This window comes from Solimonas sp. SE-A11 (assembly GCF_030345715.1).
Lineage (GTDB): Bacteria > Pseudomonadota > Gammaproteobacteria > Nevskiales > Nevskiaceae > Solimonas_A.
The window spans coordinates 1-26895 of record NZ_JAUASX010000033.1 but is presented as its reverse complement, the minus strand read 5'-3'; the positions used below and the strand labels follow the sequence as shown (position 1 = coordinate 26895).

At 61.2% G+C, this 26895-nt stretch carries 18 protein-coding genes and 1 pseudogene; 8 read left to right on the top strand and 11 right to left on the bottom strand.

Annotated elements, in window-relative coordinates:
- Positions 1–98 precede the first annotated feature (98 nt).
- Positions 99–623 carry a hypothetical protein gene (locus QT386_RS22700; RefSeq protein WP_289276036.1) on the bottom strand — a complete coding sequence of 175 codons (525 nt, stop codon included), beginning with the start codon at positions 621–623 and terminating at the stop codon, positions 99–101.
- Between the two features lie 195 nt (positions 624–818).
- On the opposite strand from QT386_RS22700, the gene QT386_RS22695 reads away from it, so the two are divergent.
- Positions 819–1238: a hypothetical protein gene (locus QT386_RS22695; protein WP_289276035.1), complete on the top strand. Its 420-nt coding sequence runs from the start codon at positions 819–821 to the stop codon at positions 1236–1238.
- A gap of 209 nt (positions 1239–1447) precedes the next feature.
- On the opposite strand, the gene QT386_RS22690 is transcribed toward QT386_RS22695, so the two are convergent.
- A complete protein-coding gene (locus tag QT386_RS22690; protein ID WP_289276034.1) occupies positions 1448–1912 on the bottom strand; it encodes a DUF2834 domain-containing protein in 465 nt (154 codons plus the stop codon).
- Positions 1909–2544, bottom strand: a complete 636-nt coding sequence (locus QT386_RS22685; RefSeq protein WP_289276033.1) for a DUF2306 domain-containing protein — start codon at positions 2542–2544, stop codon at positions 1909–1911. The genes QT386_RS22690 and QT386_RS22685 overlap by 4 nt, the downstream gene beginning before the upstream one ends.
- 587 nt (positions 2545–3131) lie before the next feature.
- On the opposite strand from QT386_RS22685, the gene QT386_RS22680 reads away from it, so the two are divergent.
- The 4 genes from QT386_RS22680 (at position 3132) to QT386_RS23595 (ending at position 7789) form a co-directional block, all read left to right on the top strand.
- Positions 3132–5267, top strand: coding sequence for a hypothetical protein (locus QT386_RS22680; RefSeq protein ID WP_289276032.1), 2136 nt, complete (start codon positions 3132–3134; stop codon positions 5265–5267).
- Between the two features lie 19 nt (positions 5268–5286).
- A complete protein-coding gene (locus QT386_RS22675) occupies positions 5287–6375 on the top strand; it encodes a DUF5723 family protein (RefSeq protein ID WP_289276031.1) in 1089 nt (362 codons plus the stop codon).
- A gap of 335 nt (positions 6376–6710) precedes the next feature.
- Positions 6711–7190 carry a hypothetical protein gene (locus tag QT386_RS22670; protein WP_289276030.1) on the top strand — a complete coding sequence of 160 codons (480 nt, stop codon included), beginning with the start codon at positions 6711–6713 and terminating at the stop codon, positions 7188–7190.
- A gap of 314 nt (positions 7191–7504) precedes the next feature.
- Positions 7505–7789: an SPOR domain-containing protein gene (locus tag QT386_RS23595; protein WP_367401483.1), complete on the top strand. Its 285-nt coding sequence runs from the start codon at positions 7505–7507 to the stop codon at positions 7787–7789.
- 575 nt (positions 7790–8364) lie between these two features.
- Here QT386_RS23595 and QT386_RS22665 read toward each other — a convergent pair.
- From QT386_RS22665 to QT386_RS22635, 7 genes are all read right to left on the bottom strand, one after another.
- The gene (locus QT386_RS22665) at positions 8365–8496 is read right to left on the bottom strand and encodes a hypothetical protein (protein WP_289276029.1); all 132 of its coding nucleotides are present in this window, start codon (positions 8494–8496) and stop codon (positions 8365–8367) included.
- Between the two features lie 687 nt (positions 8497–9183).
- Positions 9184–10170 carry a TrkA family potassium uptake protein gene (locus tag QT386_RS22660; protein ID WP_289276028.1) on the bottom strand — a complete coding sequence of 329 codons (987 nt, stop codon included), beginning with the start codon at positions 10168–10170 and terminating at the stop codon, positions 9184–9186.
- A gap of 29 nt (positions 10171–10199) precedes the next feature.
- Complete coding sequence (locus tag QT386_RS22655; protein WP_289276027.1) at positions 10200–11021, bottom strand: mechanosensitive ion channel family protein; 822 nt, start codon at positions 11019–11021, stop codon at positions 10200–10202.
- Positions 11022–11031: 10 nt separating this feature from the next.
- The gene (locus tag QT386_RS22650) at positions 11032–13914 is read right to left on the bottom strand and encodes a hypothetical protein (protein WP_289276026.1); all 2883 of its coding nucleotides are present in this window, start codon (positions 13912–13914) and stop codon (positions 11032–11034) included.
- 336 nt (positions 13915–14250) lie between these two features.
- The gene (otsB, locus tag QT386_RS22645; protein WP_289276025.1) at positions 14251–15009 is read right to left on the bottom strand and encodes a trehalose-phosphatase; all 759 of its coding nucleotides are present in this window, start codon (positions 15007–15009) and stop codon (positions 14251–14253) included.
- Positions 15006–17246: a trehalose-6-phosphate synthase gene (locus tag QT386_RS22640; RefSeq protein ID WP_289276024.1), complete on the bottom strand. Its 2241-nt coding sequence runs from the start codon at positions 17244–17246 to the stop codon at positions 15006–15008. Before QT386_RS22640 ends, otsB begins: the two co-directional genes overlap by 4 nt.
- On the bottom strand, positions 17243–18352 hold the full coding sequence (locus QT386_RS22635; protein WP_289276023.1) for a mechanosensitive ion channel family protein: 1110 nt from the start codon (positions 18350–18352) through the stop codon (positions 17243–17245). The genes QT386_RS22640 and QT386_RS22635 overlap by 4 nt, the downstream gene beginning before the upstream one ends.
- Before the next feature lie 271 nt (positions 18353–18623).
- Between QT386_RS22635 and QT386_RS22630 the strand changes: the two genes are divergently transcribed.
- The 3 genes and pseudogenes from QT386_RS22630 to QT386_RS22620 all read left to right on the top strand — a co-directional run bounded on the left by QT386_RS22630 (position 18624) and on the right by QT386_RS22620 (position 22034).
- A complete protein-coding gene (locus tag QT386_RS22630) occupies positions 18624–19253 on the top strand; it encodes a MarR family winged helix-turn-helix transcriptional regulator (RefSeq protein ID WP_289276022.1) in 630 nt (209 codons plus the stop codon).
- A gap of 105 nt (positions 19254–19358) precedes the next feature.
- A pseudogene (locus tag QT386_RS22625) lies at positions 19359–20618 on the top strand (putative Na+/H+ antiporter).
- A 669-nt stretch (positions 20619–21287) separates the two neighbouring features.
- Positions 21288–22034: a hypothetical protein gene (locus QT386_RS22620; protein ID WP_289276021.1), complete on the top strand. Its 747-nt coding sequence runs from the start codon at positions 21288–21290 to the stop codon at positions 22032–22034.
- Positions 22035–23431: 1397 nt separating this feature from the next.
- Here QT386_RS22620 and QT386_RS23590 read toward each other — a convergent pair.
- A complete protein-coding gene (locus QT386_RS23590; protein WP_289276020.1) occupies positions 23432–26395 on the bottom strand; it encodes a site-specific integrase in 2964 nt (987 codons plus the stop codon).
- Positions 26396–26895 lie beyond the last annotated feature (500 nt).

Genomic DNA, 26895 nt, shown 5'->3' with positions numbered 1-26895 from the left:
GACCCAAGAAAGCACTCGGCGGGCTGGCGCCCGCCGTCTACGCCAAGCAGCTTGCTGCAAAGGCTATTACCATCAACCCAGGGCTCTAAACCAAACCGCTACTCAAGGCGGGGTAACGTCGACACAGCCAGGTAGTCAGCCATATTCATCGATTTTGAGCGCTTTTCCTTCAAGACCATACGCGGTCCAGAGAAGCCAAGAAGCGGGAAGCCTGGCTTTGCTAACTTTTCATAGTCGGCGGCGGACATCGATGAAAGTGTGAGCCGAAAGTCCCCCGTCACACCAGACATCCAGTGCGGTTTTCCGAGCGCCAACCAAGACGCCAGATTCAGAAATCCGGCCACGTCAGCCGACGCGCCGTGGAGTCCGCCACTTAGCTCCCCCCATACCTCACAACGTCCTTCAAAAGGAAAATCCCTTCTGTAGCTCCAGGCGTGCAGGACGGGAGTAAGCGAGGTTGCCTTTCGCCAATCTCCAGCCTGGGTCGCTTCAACGACAAGACAGAGTTCAACATGCTCATACTCACGCAATCTCTGTATCAGCACGGAGCCAAGTTCAATCGTTGATTTCCCATGCCACGGCAGGGCAGCATCTTGGGGATCGCCTCTACTGGAATTAAACATACGTTAAATGATCCCCGCCTCACGCAAGGCCTCACTAATGCTCCTTGCACCGAAGGCATACATGACGGTCCCTTCTCGAGTAAACCCTTCGGCTCGATACCTTCCAGATACGAGTCGCGTCAGGCGGAGAACCTGCGACCCATCTTCGGCATACACCATTGCGGTAGGAAGGGATTCGGAAAGCTCTTCCCAGCGATGCCAGAAGGGGTGAAACATGCGCGGCAGCTTTTCTGCGATCCGTCCAAAGGCTCGCTGGAATTCCTCTCGCTCCGCGAATGTGAAGCGATGAGACTCAGCGACGCCCATGGAACGGAATGCCCTGTTGGCCGTTCCGTGGCAAGAGAGATAAAACAATCCAGGCAGTCCCTGCCGTCGAATTTCGATAAGAAACCATATCGACCATCAATGAATTGGCAGGACGAATCATTAACTCTGTTTTTGAGAATCTTGGAACATTACACAAAGGTCCCAGGCGAGGCGAACAGCCGTCGGCCCATCCATAACGAACGGCTTGCCGCCCAGCAAGAGAATGCATCCATCTTTGTGACGAATTACCTCGGCGCCTACCGCCGCATCAGAATACTGTTCTTCGACCTCAATGCCGCAATTCAATGAAATTCTCCCATTGATTCTCAGCATGCAGTATCAGGTGCAAGGTAGACCCGGGCTATTAGCCAATCGGCTAATCCTGCGCTCCTGCTTATCCCTCCGGGTACAGCAGCGTACCGCGCAATTAAATAAATTCCGGGTTACTTATGTTCGGCAGGACTCAAACCCCACTGCGTCGAGGCCCTGAATCTTCACCGGGCGCCTTATTTTTCCCCTCATGCAGAAAAAAGGCGGGATACGCTGTAGGCCACTGCTGCCGCCGCCAGTCCCAGTGCGATAACAAGCGCCAGAAGGTCACTACCTTCAGGCACAGCCTGTTCAGCAGGAACGATGGCGCGGATACGCCTTTGCCTATGCGCCATGAACAGCGGCACAAAGAAGCTGATTCCGATTAGCAGGCTGCCGATGAAGTAGAACCAGGCCCATCCTGCGCCGATGCCAAGCCGTCGGCATTCGCCGAACATCCACACCAGAATAACCGCACCGAGCACGAGAATATCCGCAACCAGGAAGATGCTGGCGGGTGATGAGAGGGCTTCACTCCAGAACTGGATCGTTCCCCCGACAGGCCCAAGCGGTAGATATGCCGGAAGTTGTGCGTTGGTCCCAACCAAGCCAAGCACCGCCAAAACGATGAAAAGGGCATCCAGCCATCGAGTGTCGCGAGCCGCGGGGGTCATGCTGCAGATCCTAACGGAACGGGCTTACGGGTTAGATTGATCCACGACTCAGCGGCCACTAGCGCAATAACTACGCCCATCCAGTTCGAAAGCAGAAAGATTTCACGGTCTGGCCAGTCGGTGGCGACGACCATCGATATGTAAATAAGGCGCTGTACGGCGATAAAGAAGCAAAGCCCAAGTGTCCGAATCATCCATTCGCGATGCCGTGCAAAGTTCCGACGCCTTATCTCCCGCCAAGCACTGGCAGAGAACCATAGAAGAAGCATGCACACCGTCACTACGAAAACACTCTCAGGCGGTCCTGCGAACGGATAAGAGAATCCCATAATGAGGGCCGTCGCGCTGATGACTAGGACAAGCATGAGGAATATGCGTCCTGCCCAGCGATGAAGCTGCGGATAGACCTTTCGCAACTGCGGATCGAACTGCAGCATGCCCGCCACCAGCAAGGTCACTCCGAGCAGGCGGTGCCCGGCATCCACCCATGGGCGTTGTGCCAGAACGGCACCTTGATGAACATAATCGCCGCCCAGCAGCGTTGAGAGATATATAAAAATTTCTCTAGGCAGCAAATAAGGTCCGATTACGCCAGTGAAGGTGACATTCGCGATGAGGGCCCACAGCAGCATTCGCCCCCACCGTGCACGCCGCTCGTTCAATGACGTGTGCGCTACCGTGCCCTTTCGCACGTGATTATCCGTGGAAGAACTGGTTTCCATCTCTATCCCCCTTAGCGGCCAGAATCTTTGGCGATTCCCCCGTGGCCGTCATCCAAGTATGTCCGATACGAAGGGTCAGGTGAAAACCCAGTTTATTCAATGCCACCTCCTGGGCGCGCCAACTTCTCCAAGCTGACGAATGGGAAGGTCGACGAAGAAGAACCTGAATCAGGTGTCAGGTTTTATTCCCAGTGACGGAATGGCGCATCGCACAAAATTCTCCATACGCCTTCACCCTTTACAGAACTAATTGGCCCGCGCGCACCAGATTCGCCAGGTAGTTCCTTGAAGAGTCTCTCAACTGTAAAGCGAGACTTTTTCCTCATAATTCGAGCTAATCTTCTTGAATGTCTTTGTCAATACCCGAGTCGGGGGCGTGATCCCACCTATATGAGCGAACACGATCCCATGCGTGGGCTTGGGACACCCGCTCACACAGGGCAGAGATGGCTTCTGAGCTTTGAGCTGCCATCAAAAATCAAAACAAGGGGCGAAAAATGGACAGGATTTATCGAAGAGCGATCATGGCAGGCGCGGTTCTCGCGCTGACGGCATGTGGCGGCGGAGGTGGCGGGGGCTCCAGTGAAATCACTATCGATGGCGCTGCCGTAAAGGGCGTGATCCGAAATGCAGATGTCCTTGTTTTCGAGCTGGGCGCAAAGAGCCTGAATGCCGTCGATGGCAAGCAGATCGGCAGCGGCGCCACTGGCCCAGGGGGCGCTTTCAACAACCTCAAGATCACCGACTACCAGGGCGGCGCAGTACTGCTGCAGGTCAAGGGTCGCGCCACGGGCACAGAGGTGCGTTGCGACGCCCCAGCCGCACAGGTCGCCAAGGTCTGCGGTGCCGGCAAGAGCCGAGGCGACTTCATCGCCGTCGGCCCTGATTTCTTGCTGGAATCGTATTTGCCGAAGCTATCCAACGGCTCTAACAGCCTGAACGTCTCGGCGCTTACGCATCTGCTCGGCGGGCTCGCAAAGTTGAAGCTGGCGACCCTGAACACCTCGCAGGCTCTGGCTCAGGCACAGTCCCAGGTTCGCTCCCTGGCAGGCGGTGTCGATGTGGTAGGCACAGCTCCGGTGGATCTGCTGTCGGTGCCAGCCAATGCCACCGGCCAGCAGCTCGCCTATTCCGCGCTCAATGCGGCCGTCCTGTCCCTGGCAGACAGCACCGCGACGACCCCGCAGGCCGCCATTGCCAGCGCCGTCAAGAATCTCGCCGATGATTTTGCCGATGGCTCGATCAAGAAGGGCAAGTTGGCCGACCTGGTAGCCGTCGCCCAGGCTCAGCTCGATGCCGCGGGGAAATCGGATTCCGCCGGTGTTCTGGCCAGCCTGGACGCGGCTTCGCAGGGCGATCCTGCGTCCGACTTCAAGCCGGAGCCCATTGCGGACAACGCGGGCACCGCGGTGAGCGCTGCCAAGGCGTTTACCGGAAATCTACGTAATACCGTCCAGCGCTACGAAGATGTGCTGCGCCCCGATCAAGCCTCCAACACCTACCTTGCGGGCCTGGAAGAAGCCGCAGGCTTGGCAGAGCCCAAGGCGTTGGCCCTCTTCGAGAGCCTCGGCCTGGTCGTGGATGCTGCCGGGGAGCTGATTGACTCGGCCAATGCAAGCGGCACGAAGACCCTGAGCACCCAAGGCACCGGCGGGGCGAAGTCGGCCACGATCACAAAGTCCAGCACCGGCGGCGTGACGACCATTACGGCCGTCGGTAGCGTTCGCAATGACACCGTTAACCTCACCTTCAAGCTGCCCACCGACAAGGATCAGGCCAAGGGCGCGACCTTGACGGTCTCGCTGGAGGGTTCTGCCGAAACCGTCGGCGACAGCGGCGCAAAGCTGACCATCGCTTCTGCCAGCAAGGGTGTTGTTACGCTGCGGGATGCTTCGAAGCCGATCCTATCCAATGATGAGATCCAGAACGACTTCACCGCCCAGAACATCAAGCAGGTGGTGTTCGATCTCGACGCAACGCTGGCGCAGAAGGGCAGCAAGACCCTGAGCTTCCAGGGCGTCATCGGAGCAACCGTTGTTCGCTGCGAGGCATCCGGAAACGTATGCTCAACCCCGGCGGGTGACGTTGCGGCCTTCGCTCCGACGCGGCTCAGCGTCAAGGGCGTCGTCAAGGATGGCACCAACAATGAGGTCAACGCCAATATTGGCGTCACCATCGCCGATGCGTCCGCGAAGAACTTCAACTACTCGCAGCCCTACAGCGCGACCAATTTCCTGCAGGGTACGGTCACCATCTCATCGAAGGTCAAGCTCCCGGCTTCCGTGGCTCCGGAAACCACGGTCACTGTGGCGATCGACTCCAAGGGTTGGAACAATGCCCGTCAAGCCCCCGTCGGCAGCGTGACGATCAATTTCACGGAGGGGAGCACGGCGCTGCTGTCCGTCAGCGGAGAAAACACTGCCCAGAAGGTCGACATCACCACCGTCAAGATCAGTGGAAATGGGGGCGTCCTCCTGACCCTGGTCAACAAGGCCGCGAACCCGGCCGAGGACGTGGACGTCGGCGGCAGCATCCTGACCGTGAATGGGGTCAAGGCCGCCGAGGTACGCCAGAACGGCGGCCTGGTTACGCTGCATTACGTCGACGGAACCTTCGAGACGCTCTTCAACTGAAGGCCGAGCCAAAGCAAGCATGACAAATTTCCCTAAGGGGCGGGCAACCGCCCCCTTTTTTTGTGCCTGCTCACTGACGCTGCTCGCGCTTCCAGCTCGTGCATGGACGCCCTACTTCGAGCTGGATGCCTTTGCCCATGCGGAGCCGGTTGCTGTACACGATTACCTCAACGACTGGAAGGGTTCTCTAGACGGAGGATCCGATGCAGTAACGCACAATCGCATCGAGATCGGGGTACGCAAAGACGCATGGTCCTTAGGCTACGTCCAGAAGTATGACTACGAGATCAAGGCATCCCGTGACGCCGCGATCCTTTATCACCAGATCAAAAACAAGCAGGACCTCACTCCGGGAACGGTCTACAACCTGAATCTGCGTGCCTTTCACAACCGCAGTCAGGGCCTACGCTTGGCACATAGGCACTCCCGGGGAGAGCTTGATGTCGAAGCCGGCCTGACGGTCCTAAGCGGCCAGGCTCTGATCGATGGCTCCATCCACGGGGTTGGGAGTGCAATAAACTCAAACGAGTACGCCTATAACGCTTCCGTCAGCTATCACTACAATGAAGACGTTCTGTTTGATCGCAATGTACGCGGCCCATCGGGAGAAGGGTTCTCTCTGGATCTGGCGATCAACTACCGCTTCTCCAATCAGTGGAACCTGGCCTTGTCAGGCAGCGATTTGCTGGGTTTTCTCTATTGGCGTGACGCCCCCGCCACATCGGCCGTTGCAACCTCCGACACCCAGGAGTTCGATGCAGATGGCTATCTAAGATTCCGACCAACACTCACGGGTCTCGAGTTCAACGAGGACTACCGGCAACGCTTGCACGCTCGGGGCCGAGCAGCCCTTCAGTGGCAGGCGCTGCAGGGGACACGCTTAGACGTGAAGCTGCGCATGACGGAAGTAGAATCCTACTCTAGCCTTTCCATCTCGCAGCAGTTAGCCCATTCCGTTCTGTTGGACCTGGAATGGATGCCGAGCCTTGATGCCGTCGGCGCGGGCTTGCACTGGCACCACCTTCGCCTATCTGTTCTCAGTGATGCGTGGCGGTTCGAGGATGCGCATGTTCTTCAACTGCAGCTGGGCTGGATGCATCGATTCTAGAAGAGAGTGGTTATGCAGCCGACACTGCTGCTCCCCAATTAGCTCCCCTTTAAGGCAAGCCTGAGCCTTCCCAGCATGGATCCGCGGGCGAGACTGATCCCCATGTCGCCAACAGGGTTAACGAGGCATCCCCCCTTGTTGCCTGGGGGCGCCCGCGCCCGGTACCCGCCCTGAGCTTCTAAATCGACCAACCACGCAAGGCCTAATTCGCCCCCTGTCCAGGGGGTGCAACAAATCATTCATTTGACTGCACCATATCAGTGCGCGACCTTCCGCCGGCCTCTTTGCCAGCCTGGACGGCGCGATCCAATAACAAGAATGGGGGTCACTTTAAGATGCGTAAACTGCCAGTATTCCTGGCGGCTGGCCTTGTCCTCGCGACGACCGGCTGCTCCACCACCAAGGATCGTCTCAACGTGGCCGGTGACGGTTCGATGAAGGCCGAGGCGATGTCCATCGTCTCCCGTCCGCTCGAGTACGGCGTAACCGAACTCGGAGACTCGAACGGCACCGCATCCAAGACCACCATCCTCGGCTTCATCACGCTGGGCGATGCCGATGAATTCAGCCTGCCCATCCTCGGGGCCGGCACCAAGAGCGGCCTCGAAGGCGCCGCGGCCTATCGCGCCGCCACTGCCAAGGGCGGCGATGCGTTCTTCCAGGTCTCCTCGCGGACCGAGTCTTCCGGCATCCCCGGCATTTACTCAAAGAAGACCATTTCGGTGACGGGCAAGGCTCTCAAGTTGAACCACATGGGCCAGCTCTCCGCCGAACGGGCGGACAGGATCAGGGGCGCGGACCAGAAGAAGCCGTGAACACCGCCAGCAGTCGCAGCTTTCTGGTTGCCGCACTGCTACTGGGGGGATGCGCATCAGGGCCTGGCGGTGAACTCAGCGGGAGACTGCAGCGAGTTCTATCGCCCGATGGGAAGCCGGACACTACCGGCGTATGGACCTACGGTGGCCAGGCTCCCCTGGTAGTGGTGTCATATATCCCGGAGGGAGATGCTGGCACAGCCGAGACGGCCACTGCTCTCGCTGTGCCGTCACAGGAGGAGCCGGTCGCGCAAGTCCCGGAGACGTCAGAATCGGCTTCTCCGCCGCCGAAAGCACTCGTGCCTGCCGCGGCAATGTCGGTGAGCGCACCTGCGGCGCTTCAGTCGCCTGTGCCGTCTGCAAGGCCATGGGGCGTCTGCGTGGGATCATTCCGACTGGAAGCGGGTGCCAGGAAGGCACAAGTGTCCGTTGGGAAACGTGGCATCTACAGCCGGATTGTTGAGGTGGATGTGGACGGACTCCGCTTGTACCGGGTAGTTATCGGCCGCTTCGGCAGCAAGCTGGAGGCGCGCGCTTACGCCACCAGCGTAAGCAAGGAGCACGGACTCGCAGGCGGATGGCCAATGTTGGCCGAGTAGACGGGGGATGCCCCTCTCCCTAGGCGGGAGAGGGGACTTGTCGTACCTCAGTAAGCACAGCATACGCGGCGTAGCAATAGCTTGCTCGATGCGGCTGTCGCGCATGTCCGATATCCGCCGCCGGGAGTCGGGTTTCGGATCGCACCTGGACGAGATAGGCATGGGCTCGGCTGTGCACGCCGTGCCGCGCCCGATGACTTCTATTGGCGACTCTGCCCCCTCGCCTATCAATCGAAAGCAGGCGGTCGCTGTAGCCAGCCTCGTGACGGCAAAAGATTGCATGAATGAAGTCCGCGCCTGGTCCCGGGAGCTCCATTGATTTGCCACAGTGGCAACAATAGATTCACATGCTTCGGTGTTTTTGGCGCATCAAGTGAACACGCCGTTAATTGACTTTCTAGATACGGCTTGCAGCGGCAGTCGGTAGTGTTGTTGTATCCAGCTTAACAGCACTTAGACGCCAAGACTCCAAGGCCAAGCCAGAGTCGAACTGCGCCTTTCGGGGGATAAGGGATGGTACAGATCAAGAGAACGACCCGCAGACCCAAAGGGGTGGCGACAATCGACCCGGATGTTCAGGCCCTCCGCGCAAGCGAACATGTGTCATCCGTCATTTCAAAAAGGGCGATCAGGTGCAGCATCTCCCCTGGCGGCCGCTGCTTCAGCAGAGCGACCTGCTCCGCGACGAGTGCCTTGTAGGCCGTCATAGCTTGCCTCCCCCGAAGGCGCATGGGCTGCCCTCCGCGGTTGGCGGAGAACTGCTGGGATGCGACTTGTTGCGGCGGATGAAGAACTTCAGGTCCGCGCCGCTGCCGTCAAAAGCGGCGTAAATGACTCCCGCAACGAGCACGAGAGGGCGTCACACCGCGATATTCGCTGGTGTGTATTCCGGGGGCTTGGCCCCTGTCCGTCCGGAAAGGTCCGGACGCTGCGGCATGTATCTCGCAGACATAGCCGCGGCACGAGCACCTGCGGTACTTGCCAGAATATTATATTTGTACAAATACATCAGGGCACCCGATCTCTGCCACCGATCCCTTCATGAGCTTCCGACTTCAGAAGAATTCGCTAGGCCGTCCACTTTCATGATCCGCCGCTCGTCAGATGCTGAGACAGTTCTAACTGCTCATGGGAACAATCACCAACCAGGTCATCAGTTCGAGGCCGGGCGATTGCCCCTGTCGATGACCCTTATCCCGCCTCTCGATGGGCATGCGCCAAGCCAAGATCTCTCAGCGGGAATCTCCAGTAGTTAATGCTGGCGATCGCATGGGGTAGCCGGGTAGAGAATCGCTTGGGGCATCTAAACGATTTGATTTACCGACGCCCGCCGTCGGCCACCCATTATTGAGCGCGCGCCGCGCCAGTGTTTCGCTTTGTTCAGTCAATCCGCATCACCCGTCCAGGTTGGGTTGGATAACCAACAAGATATCTTGCGGTTGCACCCGGGCACGCTCCCCCTCCCAGAATCCTATGCGCTCACCGCCCCGAATAAGCCGCACCACCAGCCCCGGCTCAAGCTCCCGCATGGTGCGGCCTATCTCCGCCGGAGTCGCCATTCGTTCCAGAAGATGTATGCGCCCACCAATGCGCATGAGGTCAGAAACGTAATCCGCGATGTGGGAGGACTGCACCGAATCCGCCATGAGGAATCCACCTACCATGGAAGGAGCAACCACCGCATCGGTGCCGGCCTGCCGCAGGAGCTTGATGTTCTCTTCCTCCGCCACGCTGCAGATCACGCGCACCTTGGGGTTGAGTTGGCGCACCGTCAGAACGGTGAGAACGGCCGCATCATCGCGCCCCAGGCAAACCAGCACAGCTTGGGCATTGGCGACTCCGGCGTCGAGCAGGTCATTCTCCCGGGTCGGATCAGACAGCAGCCCGATGTAGCCGCAGGACGCTGCCAGTCGAAGCCTGACCTCGTCACGCTCCATGACCAGAATCTGATCTGGAGGAGTGCCCCGCGCCACGGCTTCCTGCGCCGCGCTCTGGCCACTGTGGCCGTAACCGCAGACGATGAGATGCTGCTTCAGGGATTGCTGGATACGGGTCATGCGGCGGTTCTCCAGCCAGCGCTGCAGTACAAGTTCATATGCGGTCCCCAGGAAAACCAGCCAGATCACCAGTCGCAGCGGCGTGACGAGCAGCGCGTCCACGATGCGCGCTCTGTCCGACACGGGCACGATATCGCCGTATCCGACGGTCGTGACCGTCACCGCCGTGAAATAGGCGACATCGCTGAAACTGATCTCGCCGTCGACATGGTCCTTGAGACCATCACGGTCCCACCAGAAGACGGCCAGGATGATCGATACCAGAGCGACCAGTAACAGTACGCGCGATAGCAGCACCCGTTCCGGCGGTACGGACTCACGCATGAACAGTCGGCTGCTTCGATGCGGTTTCGTCACGCGGCAGGCCTCGGCACGGTTTCCCGATAGAGCATCGCTGGCGGCTGGATGCCCGCCTCCCGGAATGCCTCGACCACACGCTCGGTGACATCGGTCTCCAATGCCTTCTCGAAGCGCACGTCCATGACATAGACCTTGGCCCGCAGGCGCAAGGCGAAGTACTGCTCGTGGATCACGGAGTTCACCAGCACTACCCAGGGCTTGTCGAGGTAGGCATAGGTGCTCGTCGTGATGGCTTCCTTGACGATGCGCTTGGCGGTGGGCAGGTCCTGATCGGACCCGATGAAGAAGTCCATCTGGATCAGCATGTTCAGTTCACCGGCATTGCCGGACGAGACGACGTCGTTGAGGAACTTGTTGTTGGGGATGGTGACGACATTGTCGTCCAGCGTGACCAGGCGCACCGAACGCAAGCCTATGGACTGGATCTCTCCATAGATGCCATCGAAGGTGATGCGGTCACCGACCTGGAAGGGGCGATCCACCAGCAGGATGATGCCGGCGATCATGGAGGCAGCGAGATCCTTGAGGGCGAATCCCACCGTGACGGCTATCGTGCCGCCGAGGGCCAGCATCATCTCGTTGGTGAGCGCGAACACCACGGGGATCGATGCAGCGAAGGCCCCGATGAACAGCAGGAAGCGGACCAGCGTCGCGATCTGGTGGATCAGCAGGCGCCGGTCGACCAGGCGGTTTCCAAGCCCCTGCGCGGTGCGGTGCACCAGTTGCACCAGCAGCCAGGCGATGCCGAAGATCAGCAGCGCGGTGGGGATGCCACCGGGCCGAAGGAACTGCAGAAACTGACCTGCGTTGTCCATGTTCGCCCCCTCAGACGACCAGCAGCTTCTTGCGTTGCAGGAAGCGGAGGACAGCCCGGTTCCAGTGGCTATCAACGCGGTATCGCCCATTTTCAGCCACCAGCATGCCCTTGGATCTCAGTGTCTCCAGGGACGCGGCACAGGCCGCCTCATCCAGCCGCATGCTGCGCCCGGCCTCACTCGCCGTGAGGTTTTCGTGCTGCACCAGGCAGGCGAGCAGGAAACGGGTTTGAAGCCCCGTCATCTCCAGCACTGCCTGGGACGGCGTCGAGAAGAGCCTGACCTTGACCCTCTTTTCACCCGCCGGTACCAGCGAGTAACGCCAGAAATGCAAGGCGATGCGCGGATTGCCGTCAGCGTAGTCCCAGATGATGCGGTGGTACCGATCCGAAGGCGGCTCCTGCTCCGCGTTCAAGTTGGAGAGTCCCTCCTCGTCGAGCGGACGCGGGCTGCGGCTCGGCAAAGCCGCATCCAGCTGCAACTCACTGTAGTCGACCGCATACCCGGCAGCCTTCATGCGGTGATTGATCAGATCGCTGATCTGGCGCTCGCTCCAGCCGTTGAGGTGGATGATCCGGTGATAGATATCCTGCCCGGGGTGCAGGCGCTGCAGGAACTCGAAGGGCCAGCGCGCGAACGCCAGTATCCAGATCACTCGCCCCGCCGTGGCACGCCCGATCCCCAACAGGCATTCATAGCAGTCCAGCCCACCCACCGCGCGTAGCATCAGGTTCTGCGCGAGGTCAACGATCACAACCCGCCGCGGCCCCTCATTGAGGCGGGCAATCAGCTCGCCATCCCCGCCCACCTGCGGCAGTTCCAGCCGGCTGGACAGTTGCCCGATCAGCTCGGCAGGATCGAGCAAGCGCTCCTGCAGGTCCAGCTGGCACAGCGGCAGCGCTTCACCGAGCTGCTCCGCCAGGGCGTTGAGCCAGGTGGTCTTGCCGACTCCACGGTCTCCCACCAGGGCGACAAGTCCCCCTTGCTGCCCGCCAGCGAGGCCCTGGACCATGGCCAGCACCTCATCTTGCGCCGGGAAGTGCTGCACCCTCAAGGGTGATGTAACCGGGTCTTCGCTGAGCGCGCCGGTCAGCTCATCCGGCAGTTGCCGCGGGTCGGGGGCATTGCCGGCCTCGCGCTCGGCCTGGCGCTCCAAGCGACGGCGGAGCAGGTAGGCCAGCGCCTTGCGCGTCTGCTCGAATCTGAGCGCGGTATCACGCAACCAGGTCCAGAGGCCGCGAGCCGCCACGAAGCCAAAGGCCAGCAGCGCGACGATCAGGCCATGCGAGTGCCCGGAGGTTCCCCGGACCAGGGAGGCCAGCCGCCCCTCCGGATACATGCTGAGGTAGCTCTTCGCGACGTCCTCCCGCCACATCCTGATCAGGTAGTAGCCGATCAGCGCCGTCCCTGCCCAGGCGAGGGTGCGGGCGGTCCCGTAGAGTGCCCCGCGCCCCAGCAGGGCCTGGGAGATGATGAGATAGGCCGTCATGACCAACGCGAACAGGGCAACGACCCGGACCGACCGGAGGATCTTGCGATCGAGTTCCAGATCGACCCGGCGGTAGCGCCGCACCGAGTTGAGAAGCACGCGATGTATCGCCGCGAGAGCGAGTCGATACCAGGCATACGCAAAGGCCAGCTTTCGCAGGACAGCGACCTCCGGGACCTGCGCCGCGTGAAGCAGGATACGATCGAAGAGCAGGTAGACCGTGCCCAGCAGCAACAGCTCGCCGGCGACCGCGGACAACGCCAGCATCGCGCTGTTGAGCCGCAAGGCGATGGCGCGATTGTCCACCGCCCCGACCAGGCGGAGGCGCAGCCAGGTCAATGCGGCCCGGCGGCGGCGCTGGACATACACATAGGCCACCAGCAGCGCCACGAAGGCCAGCGCGCGCAGCCCGACACCTCCCGCCGTCAATACGTTGCGCAATTGCTCGCGCAGGCCGGCGATGGCATGCCGTCGCTGTTCCGGGTACCACCGCGCCATCAAGGTCACATGCGATAACTCGCCACGCAGGCGTTGCAGACCCTCGGCGTTCAGACCGGTCACCTGTTCCCGCCGCTCTGGCGACAACCGAGCGAGCAGCGCGACGCGCAGGGTCTGCAGATTCTGCAGGCTCTCCATGGTGCTGGCCGCGGCACGATACCGGTCATCCCTCTCATGCCGGGCCATCTCCGCTTCCTCGGCCGCGATGTCGGCACGCAGGCGCACGAGATGATTGCGCTGCTCCGCGAACTGATCGAAGCGCGGGCTCTGCAGCTCGAGTTCGCTGGTCACGCCGGCGATCGAGGAAGGGGCCGCCAGATCGCTCAGCGCCTGGTCCGCGCGCTCACGCAGCTCCGACAGATCGGTGCGGATACTCTGGTAGAGGGCATCCGCCTGCGTCGGCCTCAAGGCCTCGCCGGAGGTCGCGGAGGAATACCTGGATGCCAGACGCCCACGGGCATCCAGATCAGCCTGGCTGCGCGTGTTCCAGGCCTGTGCCATTGCGGCCAGCTCGGCGCGGTGTGTCTGCAGCCGGGCCTCCTCGACCGCCAGCTCCCGCTCTGCCGCCGTGGCAGCTTGCTGGGCAGCCAAAAGGGCTGCGCTGCGCTCACGCTCGGCAGCCTCCCGCAGTTGGCGTGCCTGCTCCGCCTGCTCTGCGACGCCCCTGCGCTCACGCTCCAGCTGATCCTGCTCGATCAGCCGCTCCCGCAACTCCGCTGGCAACTCCAGGAACTGCAGGCGCAGGCGATCCCGCTGCCGGGCCAACTCGTCGACGGCACGCTCAGGGCTGGATTTCGGGGGCACAGACGGCGCAGTAATGGGTGCTCGCAACCTTTCGCGCAGCTCGCTGGCGCGCGAGGCCACCGCCGCGGGATCGGTGACATCGATCTCGAACAGTGCTGCCAAGGGCGCGTGCTGCGGCATCCCTCCGGCGATCACGGCCTCAAGGTCACTGATTTCGCTTGATAATTGCCGGCCCCGAGGGTCTTCGTGCGGCACTGCCGGGGCGGGCGTCTCAGTAGCGCCTCCCGCGGCGCCCTGAGCGTCTGCCGCCTGTGACAGCGGAATCGCGGCGACGACTAGAAGCGCGCCTGCGGATAGGACTGAGGTCCACGCTCTCATTGCCGCCGCCTTTGAGGTCATTGGAAAGCCATTCGCCATGGCAGTTTGCGGCCTTGGTCCAGCCGCTTTCCACAAACCATATGGCCGTGCACGCCTGGGCCGCAAGCGGCCCAGGGCAATTCAGGCCTGACCGAGCGCCGGTACCGAACCCAGACGGCCCAGCAGGGAATCCATTTCACCCTGGTCCCGGATGTAGTACTGGGCGGCGGACTGGTCCGACCGGCCAACCCGAACGCGCAGGACCGGCAGTTCCGCCGGCAGCGCGAAGACGTCCTCGTCGGTGTCGTCGTCGCCGACGAAGATGGCGCGCGGCAGGTCCAGCCGCGCCATGGCCGCCAACAGGGCCTGCCCCTTGTCCGGCGCCTCCTCCGGGACCAGGTTGACCACGTCCTTGCCACGAACAATGCGCACGCCCTCGAGATGCCCGGCCACGCGCAAGGCGATGTCCCGGGCGTGACCCTTGTCGCGGCAGTTGCGGAAGTGGATGGACAGCGAGTACCGCTTATCCTCGATCTCCAGCCCCTGGATAGCCTCCATTCGCTCATCAAGCTCCGCATGCCACTCCCGCACACGCGGAATGAACATGGCTGCAGCCACACCCATGCCCTCCAGCCCGTGATTGCCGATGACCTCCTGCACGTCCACTCCCACCAGAAAGGACAGGACATCCTGCCGACTGCGCCCGGTGATCACCGCCACCGGGCGGCGACGCGCCAGCTGCGCCAGTATCATGCGGGTGCTGTTGCGCATGATCGCCTGGCGGCGATCGGTGGCAATGGGGGCCAGCGTACCGTCATAGTCGAAAGCCAGCAGGCATCGATCAGAGAGAAACTCCGCGAGCACCACACGGCCGGCCTCGCCCATCAGGTGCTCCATCATCGCGGCACCTTCAGGCCAGGCTGGCTGCTCGAAAGAATGCCCGCGATCTGCTCACGGCTGCGCAGGCGGCTGGCTTCGATCAGCATGCGCCCCGCCCAGCGGTAGACATTGAACTCGGCCACAAGGCTGCGCATCACGCGCAGGCGCGCGGCCTGCTCTTGCGGCGGCATGTGCAAGGCAGTGGAGAGGGCGCCGCTGGCCTCCTCGATGTCGTAGGGATTGACCTGCAAGGCCTCGGTCAGCTCGTGGGCCGCGCCCGCGAACTTGGACAGGATGAGTACGCCTCGCTCATCGCTGCGCGCGGCCAGATACTCCTTGGCCACCAGGTTCATGCCGTCATGCAGGCTGCTGACGTAGCAGAGGTCGGCCGCGCGGTAATAGCGGAAGACGTCTGCCGGCTCGGTATGCTCCCGGCGCAAGATGACAGGCTTCCAGTCGCCCGTGCCGAAGCGCTCATTGATGCGGTTGACCAGTTGCTCCACGTCGTCGTTCAGCCGCTGGTAGCGGTCGATCAGCGTGCGGCTGGGTGAGGCCAGTTGCAAGAAGCTGAACCGACCGATCCATTCCGGCTCCCGCTCGAACAGCCGTTCCACCGCGCGCAGACGCTCCTCGATCCCCTTGGTGTAGTCGAGGCGGTCCACGCCCATGCCCAGCTTGGCATCCAGCGGCAGCCCCAGTTCCGCTCGTACCGCGGCCTGACATTCCTCCGGCGTCGGAGCCCCTTGCGCCCAATGGTTGGGCCACTCCACGGAAATCGGGTACGGACGCACCAGCGTGGTACGGTCGTGGCGAGCCACGGAGAAGGCGCCGCGATCCAGTCGTGCCTCAAGGAAGCGGTCGACGGCATCCATGAAGTTGTTGCAGTGCTGCTGGGTATGGAAGCCCAGGATGCTGCTGCCAAGCAGGCCATCGACTAATTCGGCATGCCAGGGACAGATGCTGATCTGCTCGGGATTGGGCCAGGGGATGTGCCAGAAGGTCAGGATGGTGGCCCCCGGCAGGCGCTCGCGCAGCATGCGTGGCGCCAGCGCGAAGTGATAGTCCTGCACCAGGATCACCGGATTCTCGCCGTCCACCTCGTCGCAGACCGCGTCCACGAACTTGCGGTTGACCTCCTGGTAGTGCCGCCAGTCTTCCGCGCGGAAGATCGGGCGATTGTGCGCGACATGGCACAATGGCCAGAGACCCTCATTGGCAAAGCCATAGTAGTAGCCCTGCTCCTCCTCGGGGCTGAGCCAGACACGACGGATGCTGTAGGACTCCTCGCCCGGCGGAACTCGAACGCGACCGCGCATGTCGGCGGTTTCGCGATCGGCCGAGCCGGCACCGTGTGCCACCCAGACCCCGGAGCAGGCACGCATGACCGGCTCCAGCGCGCTGACCAGGCCGCTGGCCGGATGTAACACGCGGATGCTGCCATCGGGCTGGCGGTTGTGGATGTAGGGCTCGCGATTGGCCATGACGATCATCCGCTCGCCGTGCAGGTGTCGCTGCAGGGTGAGTTTCAGCCGCTCCGGACTCCAGAGGCCGCCCTGCAACTCGGCCTGTTCCTCGCGCGAGAGCCGCTCCAGCAGGTCGCGCAAGTCCTTCAGCAGGGGCTGGAACTCACGGCGCCGACTGTCGTCCTGGCCACTGGCAAGCTGGCGCAGCGCGTGCCCGAAGCCTCGCCAGAGAATGCGGACGGAGAGCAGCGTGACTGCAGAAGCGAGCAGCGCCAGGATCGCGAAGGCTGCCAGCAGGAACTGACGCGTGCTGGCCTCGCGCCGTGCGACGAAGCTGAGGTCATGCACAACCACCGCGAAGCCGGCGGTGGGGACGCCCCGATTCAAGGTGATGGCACTGACATGCACTTCGCCGCCGGGCAGCGGCAGGCTGGAGTTCCAGGACGGTATGGGGCGGCCGACAGCGACCAGATGGCCACCGAGTTCGGCGCAGGACAGCTCCCGGGGCCAGGCGCGCGTGGCGGCCACCACTCGCGGACCGGAGCAGACGGCCGCACCGAGGATGCGCTCGTCGCGAGCGATGTCCTCGAGCAGCGGCGTCAGGTTCGCATCCCTGCCCTGTTCCAGGTCTTGCAGCAGGGCACTGCGCGCACCGCTGACCGCCAGTTCGGAGCGCAGGGCCAGGTCTTTATCGAACCAAGCTTGCGTGGTGTGCGAAAGGCTGAACCAGGCTGCGCCCACCAGGATGGCGAGGGCGGCCAGCCAGATCACGAGGAAATGCAGCGCGTTCCTCATTTGCTTGCCTCCGTTGCCGCTTCGGGCATCGGCCACGACGGAGTCTCCCTGCGCAACGCCACCGATCCATCAATCTGAACCGTACGGGTGGGAAAAGCGAAGCCGACGCCCGCCTCTTCGAAGGCTTCCATCAGGGCCAAGTTGATGATCTGCTGAGTATCCATGTACTTGTTGTAATCCGGATCACGCATCCAGTAGACCACCTCGAAATCCAGGCTCGAATCGCCGAAGCCCTTGAAGTGCGCGCGGTCGAAGCGCGCCAGCGGCTGGCCCTCCACGATGCGCCGCACCGTGTCGGGGATGCCGGCTAGGATGCGCGTCGCGGTGCCGTAGAGCACGCCAAAGCCGAAGACCACGCGGCGCTCCTGCATGCGCTTGTAGTTGCGGATGCGCGACTTCAACAGGTCGCTGTTGGCGAAGACCAGCTGCTCGCCCGACAGGCTGCGCACGCGCGTGGTCTTGAGCCCCACATGCTCGACCGTACCCATGCAGTCGTCGACGATGATGAAGTCCCCCACCACGAACGGCTTGTCGACCACGATGGACAGCGAGGCGAAGAGATCGCCGAGGATGTTCTGCACGGCCAGGGCCACCGCGATGCCGCCGACCCCGAGACCCGCGATCAACGCCGTGACGTCGATCCCCAGGTTCGCGAGCGCCAGCAACAGCGCCATGGACCAGATCAGCAGCTGGCCGATGAAAGACAACGCCCCCAGGGTGGTGACGGCGCCAGGGCTGTCGGCAGAGGCGCGCAGGCGCGAGTTGCCGATGAAGAGCTTGAGCACGGCGGTGAGCCAAAGGCCGAGCTGGACGAAGGCGCCCACCGTGGCGAGGATGCGGATGAGGTCATCGGCACGCTCCGGCAACTGGAGTGTGCGGCTGCCCAGATAGAGCGTGACGGGCAGGACCAACCACTGCCGTGTGGCACGAACCAGCTCGACCACCGCGTCGTCCAGTGATGTGCGGGTGCGCCGTGCCCAATCCGGAAGCTTTCTGATCGCCACGGACTTGCCGACAGCAACAATCAAGTTGAGGGCCAACGCGAGGCCCAGGGCGCTAAGCCAAGCCTGCAAGCTATTGCCCAGGATGGAGGTTTCCAGAAGCATGTTCGCTCTCCTGTCTGGCGACCGTCACACAAGGGCGGACGCATGGCTGGATTACGAAATCCGACGCCCCGGCGCCAGACTCCACGAGTGCCCACACCGATACCGCCGGGTTAACGGGCATGCCAATCTGTTTTGGCGGCCCCTTCGGCACACCTGCTGCCCCGAGGGCATGAATGGCTTCCGCCGACTCGGGCAGAAGGCTCGATCGCCACGATGAAGCCGCGGCGCGAAGGACGGCCGGCAGAGGCCGGCGAGAGGGCGCATGAATAGAATGGGTTACGGCACCCTGTCGTCCGCGAACCGGGACGCAGTGGTGCGGCCTGTGGTTCACCTCGTTATTATATTTGTACAAATATATTTAATCAACCCCATGCAAAAGCGGATGTCTTTCAAGTTGGAGCCGAAAAAGGAAGTTATTCCGAGCGGAGACGGCTTCAGCGATCCCGCGGCACGCGAGGTGTTGCGGCAGTTCCGGCTGCTCCTGGGGACGATCAAGAAGCACTACCGGGATGTGGAAGCGCAGTGCGGCCTCGGCGGCGCACAACTATGGGCGCTTGCAGAAATCCACAATCGCCCGGGCATGACGGTGCGAGAATTGTCAGCTTCGTTGCTGATCCACCAGTCCACCGCCAGCAATCTGATCGATCGGATCGAGAAGATGGGCTTGGTCTTGAAGCTACGTGGAGAACAGGACCGCCGCCAGGTCCGTCTACACGCCACGGAGGAAGGGCGCCAGGTGCTATCTTTGGCACCTGAACCCGCTATCGGCGTCCTCCAGGCTGCATTGCAGCACCTGCCAGCCGAGACCCTCCAGGGTCTCGAACAACATATGAGGCAACTGGTCGAAGCGCTCCCCGTCAGGGAAGAGCAGGCGGCAAAGATTCCGCTGGCTGAGCTTTGACACCGTCGATGCGGCGCGGCTGATCCGCTTGAACGTTGCCCCAATCGTCCGACAGCAACCCGGTCTGTGGTACGGTTTTTTGATGTCCCCCAACCGAAGAACCCCATGACTCCGACCCTGGTTCAAGTCCTGGCCGCTGCCATCTTCGGCATCGCGCTGATACACACCTTCTCGACCAAGTTCTTCGAGCGCCTGGCCCACCGCCACCCCTCCCACGAGGGTATCTTCCACTTGCTGGGTTAGGTGGAAGTGGTGTTCGGATTCTGGGCGATGGTTCTGGTGGTCGTGATCTTTGACCTGGAAGGCAAGGATGCGGCAATCACCTATGTCGACTCCCGCAACTTCACCGAGCCGCTGTTCGTGTTCGCGATCATGATAGTCGCCGCCAGCCGGCCCATCCTCGATCTGTCCAGCCTGCTCGTGAAGGGCTTCGCGCGTTTGCTGCCGCTGCGCGAAACGCCGGCGACCTATTTCACGATCCTATCCCTGGTGCCACTGCTGGGCTCCTTCATCACGGAGCCAGCCGCAATGACCCTTGGCGCGCTGATGCTGCGAGATCGCTTTCTGTCGGATGGGCAACTCAGCAGCCGGTTCAAGTATGCCACCGTCGGCGTGCTGTTCGTCAACGTTTCCATCGGCGGCGTCTTGACGCCATTCGCCGCCCCGCCGGTCCTGATGGTGGCAGGAAAGTGGGATTGGAACCTCGCCTTCATGCTGACCAATTTTGGCTGGAAAGCCGCCATAGCGGTCCTGATCAACGCCATTGCGATTTCAGCGCTTTTTCGACGAGAGATCGCCTCCATAGCTCCAGCGGAAAAGCCGACAGGCGTGACCGTGCCCGCGCCGATCATGCTGGTGAACTCCCTGTTCTTGCTCGGCATCGTCGTCTTCGCACACCACCCTGCTCTTTTCCTGGGGCTGCTGCTTTTTTTCCTGGGGGTCTCCACGGCGTACCAGCAGTTCCAGGGCCGGCTGATCGTTCGCGAGGCCTTGCTCGTGGCGTTCTTCCTCGCCGGCTTGGTGGTACTGGGCGGGCTCCAACAGTGGTGGCTGCAACCACTCCTTGTCTCGATGAGTCCGGACGCCGTGTATTTCGGCGCAACGGCACTCACGGCGATCACCGACAACGCCGCGCTGACCTACCTCGGCTCACTGGTCGAAGGGTTGACGGACGAGTTCAAGTACATGCTGGTGGCGGGCGCTTTAGCCGGCGGTGGCCTGACCGTCATCGCCAACGCGCCCAACCCGGCGGGCTTCTCGATACTGAAAGCCAGGTTCGAGGACGAGACGATCGGGCCTCTGGGACTGCTGCTTGCAGCTCTTCCGCCAACGATCGTGGCACTGCTGGCCTTTCGGCTGCTGTAGAGGGTGGCAGTTTGGCGGGGGCGTGCTGTCGCCCCTTGGGAGCTACATGGCGCAAGCGCCGAACCCGCCCAACTGCCAGTCCCCAGGATAGTCCATCAAGACATCCGAGTTGCCTAATTTTGGCGGGACCGCGCGTATTATCCCTTCTGGTGAACTGGCTCATCCGACTACCCCTTGTCATCGAGCCACTGCCGGCACTCCTCCAGGGTGGCCATGTAGTCCGTCAACCATCTCGGAGCGTTCGACTAGAGAGATAGGTGAGCCGGATTCCTCAAAATGGCCGGATCGATGCCTTTTTTGATACGGGGCTACTTTCAACCTCAGGACCTGAAGGAGTGCTCGAACCACTTTTCTGCAAGCCATGGAATTCCATAAGCGATGGTCACAACGCCCGCGCCGATGAGAATGACCTTGCCCGCCGGGATCCCCTTCTTCCCGCCCTTTAGCTCCCCCTTGGCGTCACCGGGACTAACCGGCCGTGATGTAGGCAGCCACTGCGAATGCTCGCCAGCAACCGTACTGCAACTGCCGAGCATCTCCGCATCCCCGAACGAGGTGTCGTCAGCCCATATTTCGAGTCTCGCGACACGCACCACTGTTTTGCGGGGTAGCGCTTGCGCTTGCATCTGATATGGTTTTTCGTGAAACAATCCATTTGAGGTAAAGAAAATGCGAATCCTGTTAGCGCATGTCGCAGCCCTTTTGCTATTGAGCGTCAATCCGGTTCTCGCGCAGGAGAGCCAGCCGGCCCCTACCGGCAATCGCTGGCTGGACGAGTGCAACACAGGCCAGAAAGCAGGCTGCAACAATTACGCCATCTCACTTGTGAGCAAGAAGGATTTTGCGGGCGCTCAGAAGTATTTCGAGAGGGCATGCGAGCTGGGCAGTCAGAACGGCTGCACTAATGCCCAGAACTACGCGAGCCACAGGCAGACGCTCGCGTCGCGGGTCTCGTCAAGCTCCAGTGCATCCGAACGTCAAAGCGCGTGCGCCGAGGGCGACAGCTATGCCTGCTCACTGCACGCCTACAAGCTGGGTGCCGCGAAAAACTGGAATGAAGCCATTCCCTACGCCCAAAAGGGATGTCAATTAGGGGACCAAGCCGCCTGCGAGAACGCCGGGAAATTCACCCGGAACAAGGCGATCGATGATGAACATGCGCAACGCCAGGCGCAAAACCAGACCCAACAAAGACAGCAGGTCGAGCAGCGGCGGCCCACGGACTACACCATTCCCGAAAGCTCCTATTCCGACGCAAATGTCAGCGGCAGACGCAACAGCGGATCCGGGGGCTATGTTGGCTCAGGCAGCGGAAACAACAGCAGCTCGTACAAGCCTCGTCAGCAAGTCTGTACCGAACGCTATACCTCGGGCAGCGGAAGCAACTCGGGGCAGCGTATCGTGACCTGCCGCTGAGCGCGTCAGCCGGACGATCTGCGCTCTCCGAACGGCAAGTACAGCATCGGAGCGCGCAGACCCGATTGGTCCAGCGGTAGAGGATCCGCAATCACCTCGCGCGCAGTTTCGATCGAGGTTGTTGTGCGTCTGACGGACGACATGACACCGGGGAATACGCAGTGCCCTATGCTTGGTGCCATTCAGGATGATCGCAGCGCGCCGATCGTGCGGGCGGGCCATGGTCCAACGAGCTTGCATCTCCGGAACCAGAGTACTTGGGGCCGCTTGTTGGGATAACCGTCCTCAGCAGCATTCCGATCTAATTAGCCCCCTTAGTCACTTAGGCCGCTCGACGAGCGGCCGCTTTAGGTGCGCGAATCTACGCTTCCGATTGGCGGCTTCGGGCTAATTCTGTTGAAAAACTCCCGCGCCGGCCGTGCGATTGAAAATTCGCTCGCGTGGGTCGCCGCAAATTGCAGAAACGCGCAGCGAACAGACATTGAACGAACTGTCGCGAGCGCTTTTCTTAGATTCCACTGCTATCGCGGGTGGCTACGGAGTTTTTCAACAGAATTGGCTGACTGCTGCCTGTCAGCCATGCTTACGATAAGTGTTGTTATCGCAAATCGATTGCCTGAATTGTAGTGGAGGGACGGTTGCACGCCATCGCAGGGCATCTGCGACGGCGGCCTCCCAACCGCCTCTCCTCGAACAGTATATGCAGTCTTGCAACAGCGTCACATGAATCAGGTTGGACTAGAACCCATGGCCTTGAATCAGAGTGACTCAAGACTGGCCGGTTCCGCGCGAATACACACTTCCATTCAGCTGGAAATATCGTTAGGCTAAGCCGTCAACAATTAAAGGAGGCCTCCCGAACGGGGGGTCTCTTTTTTTGTTGCTCGTAGCCTTTGCTCAAGGAGAATTCGATGCCGCATGTCGTTCGCGAGTACTGCTTTGCTTGCCTCATGCCGAGCGCTGAATTTCTGGCATTTGGCAGCCTGAGCCGCTGCGATCCCCCCTTTAGTCACAGGACGAAATCAGTATGCACATGAGAGATGAACTTAGAGTCGACAACTCGTTTCAGTGTCCCCATTGCGGTACTGCGATCCCCAATGGGGCCGACGATATGACCCCCGAGAGCGCCCGCGTACTGCATCTTCTGCACCACGTTCGCCGAGAGGCGCTGGGCTTTGACGACTATGGCGAGGGCGATCATTACATTGCTGATCATTGCGACGTGGATTCAGCGACAACTTGGCCCCGGGCGGCAGATCAACTGCGCGTCTGCGTTGATGGACCGATTGGCGACGATCTCGAAGCGATGTGCAGATTCGCGATTGCGCTCATGGAGCAAGATAAGCTCGGGCGGCGTCCGGCGAACTGGGGCGACGAGCGGGAATCCCTATCCCGGACTAAGAACCGCATGCGGCGCTGGTTGGATGATCACTATCCCCGTCCCGCTTAGTTCCGCGGTCAGTACAAGTATGCAGAACCGCGTGGACCACCCAACTGACCGTCGACTGAGTCTTCGACCGTGACACAGCGCTTTTCTTCTTGCGGCGCGGTTGCCTCTTTGGGCGAAGATCTCGCAACCGAACCCAGATCTTCCCGGCGCCGTCACCGCAAGCGCTAATCAACTCTGGCGCGTCCTTCAGTACCGTCTTGACCGTCCCACGCCCCACTGACCTAACCCAAAGGGCTTCGACTGGGATATCCGGAGCTATGGCATAGAAGGCCAGAGCCTTATCCCCATCCATTGAAGCCCAGTCGTCGTTCTCTAGCTGCGCCTTCACCCAGTACCCGAAGCTCTTCTTCAGGCGATCCGCATCCTTCAGACAAGCGGCGTTGATCAGAGGCAGTAGCGCATTCACGGTGTCACGCTGCGCCTGTCCTTCGGGCCAACCTCGCCAGCTTTTGGCGACTTCGAGAGCCAAGAGATCCTGCAGCGTTATCGATTCTTCCTCCGGACTCGGAGGCATTCCTTTGCTACCTGAATGATCAAGGACGGTCACCCGATCCGGTCGGCGTTCCGCAATACCCCTCAGGAGTGCGGCGTGGTCACGCGAGTCGACCCGACTGGTTGGGTGATAGCCGAGCATCGCCAGAAGCTGTGTCATTTCCTTTCGCTGCGGGTATCGGTGTTGATCCGGAGGTATTTTGATCGGATCAAATCGACCGCTACAGCAGGAAAAGAACAACAACAGATCCAGCGAGTGAACATAATGCTCGTAGGTGGTCGACTCATCCCCATGGCCCATCATCATGCCCAGCGCTGCGCCTCGAGCTGCGCGCCGATGAAGTTGCCCGGATATCGCCTTGTCCACATCCTGTGCAAACGACACCGCCTCAAGCATCCACTCTTCTGCGTAAGGGTGCCCCATCAATCCGAGATCCGGCCCCAGCGTCCCGAGAGGCAGTAGCGTCGCAGTGGTGTGCCGGAGATTGTGCGGATGGAGTCGTGAATCTCCGGTAAGGCGCTCCAGCAAGTCGTTGATTCGAGAGATAACGGGGTGACCATCAAGATCTTTTCGCTTCGGAACTCGCTCGTCAAAGAACAGGAAATCCAGTGCCACCCGATCAGCCCCGAGAAGCAGAACCGCGTCAAGCTCCGCTTTCGGCAACGTATGCAGCGGGATCAGACGATATGCGTTGGAGGTCTTGAGTGCTCGAACGCTGTTTACCCGCACACGAAGCCAGAACCCATCCACGTCCCGGACCTGAAGGCCCAATATTTCCGCACGGCGTAGCCCGAATCGGAACGCCAAGATCCAGAAGGCCCGGACCCGCTGCTCCAGCAGCGGGTCCTTGAAGACCATCGTCCCGTCTCCGATCAACTCCAGCCCACGCCGATATTCTTCTGGCGAGATGATCCGGGCACTGATGGCATATCCCCCGCCCTCGAATCCCGGCAGAGCAACCTTCGGCAGTTCCGGCAGATGATGGATGCGCACATACCGATCGAAGTCCGCCAAAGCCGTCCTGATGCGGGATGCCTGTTGGGGCGACCGGCGGCTGGCGATCACTTCCTCGTAGGCTTCTGTCAACTCATCCGCATCGACAGAATCCAGAACGGGGGGCAACGCGCCGATCAGGCGGTTTACCAGAAGGCCGCGATAGTAATGCAGACTTCCATCGGCGAGTTGCTTGCCCTTGTTCCTTCGGTCGACGGCCAAATGGCGTAGCCAACCCACCGCCAGAACCGCGGTCGCATCCGCGGGCAGTGATTGTCGCATCGTGGCCAGCTGGCCATCGAACAATCTGGCCCACTCCGCCCGGGGTGCCTGCATCAGGGCGCGCAGGTCCGGGATCAGCCCTTCTTCCTCGAGGTCTCCCGCGATGATTTGTTCCATGACGTCGGGTTCACCGGACGGCTCTTGCCCGGACAGCGCCTGCGAGATATTCCGCTCTTCCGCAGGGGGGGCCGACTTCGCGATGTTGACACCGCCAATCAGACGCAGCCAGGTCGAAGATTCCAGCGAGGAGCTGATGACGTCTCCTCGAGCATAGGCAGCAACCAAGGGCATTGCTGAAACATGCAGCCTCTGATTCTGGCAATCGCACAATCGCTTTAATGAATCTATTTTCGACTGGTGCCCGCCCGTACGCATGTGCTTGACCAACTCCGCAAATCCTCGATCCGCCAGCCGTCGAAAGAACTGGTTTATCGCCCCCACTTTCGCATTTTCACCCGGGGCATCCAGATGCCCCGTGGCATCCGCCGCCATCAGCCATGCAGCCAGAGTGGTGGGATCCATGAAGAGGCGCCGTATCTGGACGGCCCCATGCGCAGTATCCGGAACCTCAATGTCGATCCAGGCCCATTTTCCGCTAAGCAGTACCGAATGCTTCAACGACTGGACGGCGTACCCGAGGACAGCACGCGAGATCTGGCCGTGCCGCGTAACAAGCAAGGCGATCAGCAGGCCGAGCGAGCGCAATGCATCTTTGGGAGCAGCTGAGGGTGGGAGCCGCAGCGCCTGCCCGGGGCGCTCCGAAATGAGGTATGCCTCGAGGGCCTCTTCGAACTGCTCGAGGTCACTGAGATCCATCCCGAACGTCGGAGAAAGCGCACTTCGGTGTTCCTGCCGGGGCAGGAAGATGCGATCCGGCGTTTTCGGATCAACCGTCTTCATCCGCCTCTGCAACAACGTCAGTGCAGCGATGCGAAGCGTAGGGTCGATCTTGGGGTTGAGGCTGGCCGCCAACGCAGCATCCATGACCCTCTCGCCGTTGCAAATCCCAGGCGCTGACAGGATCTCAGGGACACGGCTGCGGATACCCATCAGCAGCTTCATCATCAGGCGATGTGCCTGGAGCTGCAGTTCCGGAGCGTCCCTCGCCGGCGGGTCCCAGAGGGGATCGATGAGGCTGCTCACGGCAGCATCCAGAGTGGCGTAAACCCCACCGCCTGCAGCATTTCGGTGACAGGCCCATCGGCCAACTGCTGCAAGCGGCGCATGGGATACGTCGACATAGGGTCGTGAGGGCTTACCCGATCATGCCAATGGCCCATGAATGCATCGACGTCCTCGCCTTCCACTCCGGGTATGGAGAGCAGATACGTGCGCGCAAATCGTCGCAACGAGTACAGCTCCAACTTATAAAAGGACCCGACGAGTGCCTCAAAATGACTCGGCCGGAAGGCAACAGGGTCTTCGCCCTCCCCTACAAAGTATCGGAATCTGGGGAGCGGCTCTCCACCAGCGGCCATGAAGCGGTCCAGACTCCGCAGGTGATGCCCGTATCGCTCGAGATGTGTTGGCGCGCAGCGAAAGTTGACCCAGGGTGCGCAGCGAAAAGTGACCCACCTGTAAGGGTTGAGAGTCTAGTTCAAATCTGTGGGTAAGTTGGTCTTTCGTGCTTTGGATCTGTTCTC

Bases quoted from the DNA above. Each gene is read 5' to 3' on its own strand.
- QT386_RS22670 (WP_289276030.1), top strand. From the start codon at position 6,711: ATGCGTAAACTGCCAGTATTCCTGGCGGCTGGCCTTGTCCTCGCGACG.
- otsB (WP_289276025.1), bottom strand. From the start codon at position 15,009: ATGATGGAGCACCTGATGGGCGAGGCCGGCCGTGTGGTGCTCGCGGAG.
- QT386_RS22685 (WP_289276033.1), bottom strand. From the start codon at position 2,544: ATGCTGCTGTGGGCCCTCATCGCGAATGTCACCTTCACTGGCGTAATC.
- QT386_RS23595 (WP_367401483.1), top strand. From the start codon at position 7,505: ATGTCGGTGAGCGCACCTGCGGCGCTTCAGTCGCCTGTGCCGTCTGCA.
- QT386_RS22680 (WP_289276032.1), top strand. From the start codon at position 3,132: ATGGACAGGATTTATCGAAGAGCGATCATGGCAGGCGCGGTTCTCGCG.
- QT386_RS22630 (WP_289276022.1), top strand. From the start codon at position 18,624: ATGGGTTACGGCACCCTGTCGTCCGCGAACCGGGACGCAGTGGTGCGG.
- QT386_RS22635 (WP_289276023.1), bottom strand. From the start codon at position 18,352: ATGCTTCTGGAAACCTCCATCCTGGGCAATAGCTTGCAGGCTTGGCTT.
- QT386_RS22695 (WP_289276035.1), top strand. From the start codon at position 819: ATGCCAGAAGGGGTGAAACATGCGCGGCAGCTTTTCTGCGATCCGTCC.
- QT386_RS22665 (WP_289276029.1), bottom strand. From the start codon at position 8,496: ATGACGGCCTACAAGGCACTCGTCGCGGAGCAGGTCGCTCTGCTGAAG.
- QT386_RS22700 (WP_289276036.1), bottom strand. From the start codon at position 623: ATGTTTAATTCCAGTAGAGGCGATCCCCAAGATGCTGCCCTGCCGTGG.
- QT386_RS22655 (WP_289276027.1), bottom strand. From the start codon at position 11,021: ATGGACAACGCAGGTCAGTTTCTGCAGTTCCTTCGGCCCGGTGGCATC.
- QT386_RS22640 (WP_289276024.1), bottom strand. From the start codon at position 17,246: ATGAGGAACGCGCTGCATTTCCTCGTGATCTGGCTGGCCGCCCTCGCC.
- QT386_RS22675 (WP_289276031.1), top strand. From the start codon at position 5,287: ATGACAAATTTCCCTAAGGGGCGGGCAACCGCCCCCTTTTTTTGTGCC.
- QT386_RS22690 (WP_289276034.1), bottom strand. From the start codon at position 1,912: ATGACCCCCGCGGCTCGCGACACTCGATGGCTGGATGCCCTTTTCATC.
- QT386_RS22620 (WP_289276021.1), top strand. From the start codon at position 21,288: ATGCGAATCCTGTTAGCGCATGTCGCAGCCCTTTTGCTATTGAGCGTC.
- QT386_RS22660 (WP_289276028.1), bottom strand. From the start codon at position 10,170: ATGCGTGAGTCCGTACCGCCGGAACGGGTGCTGCTATCGCGCGTACTG.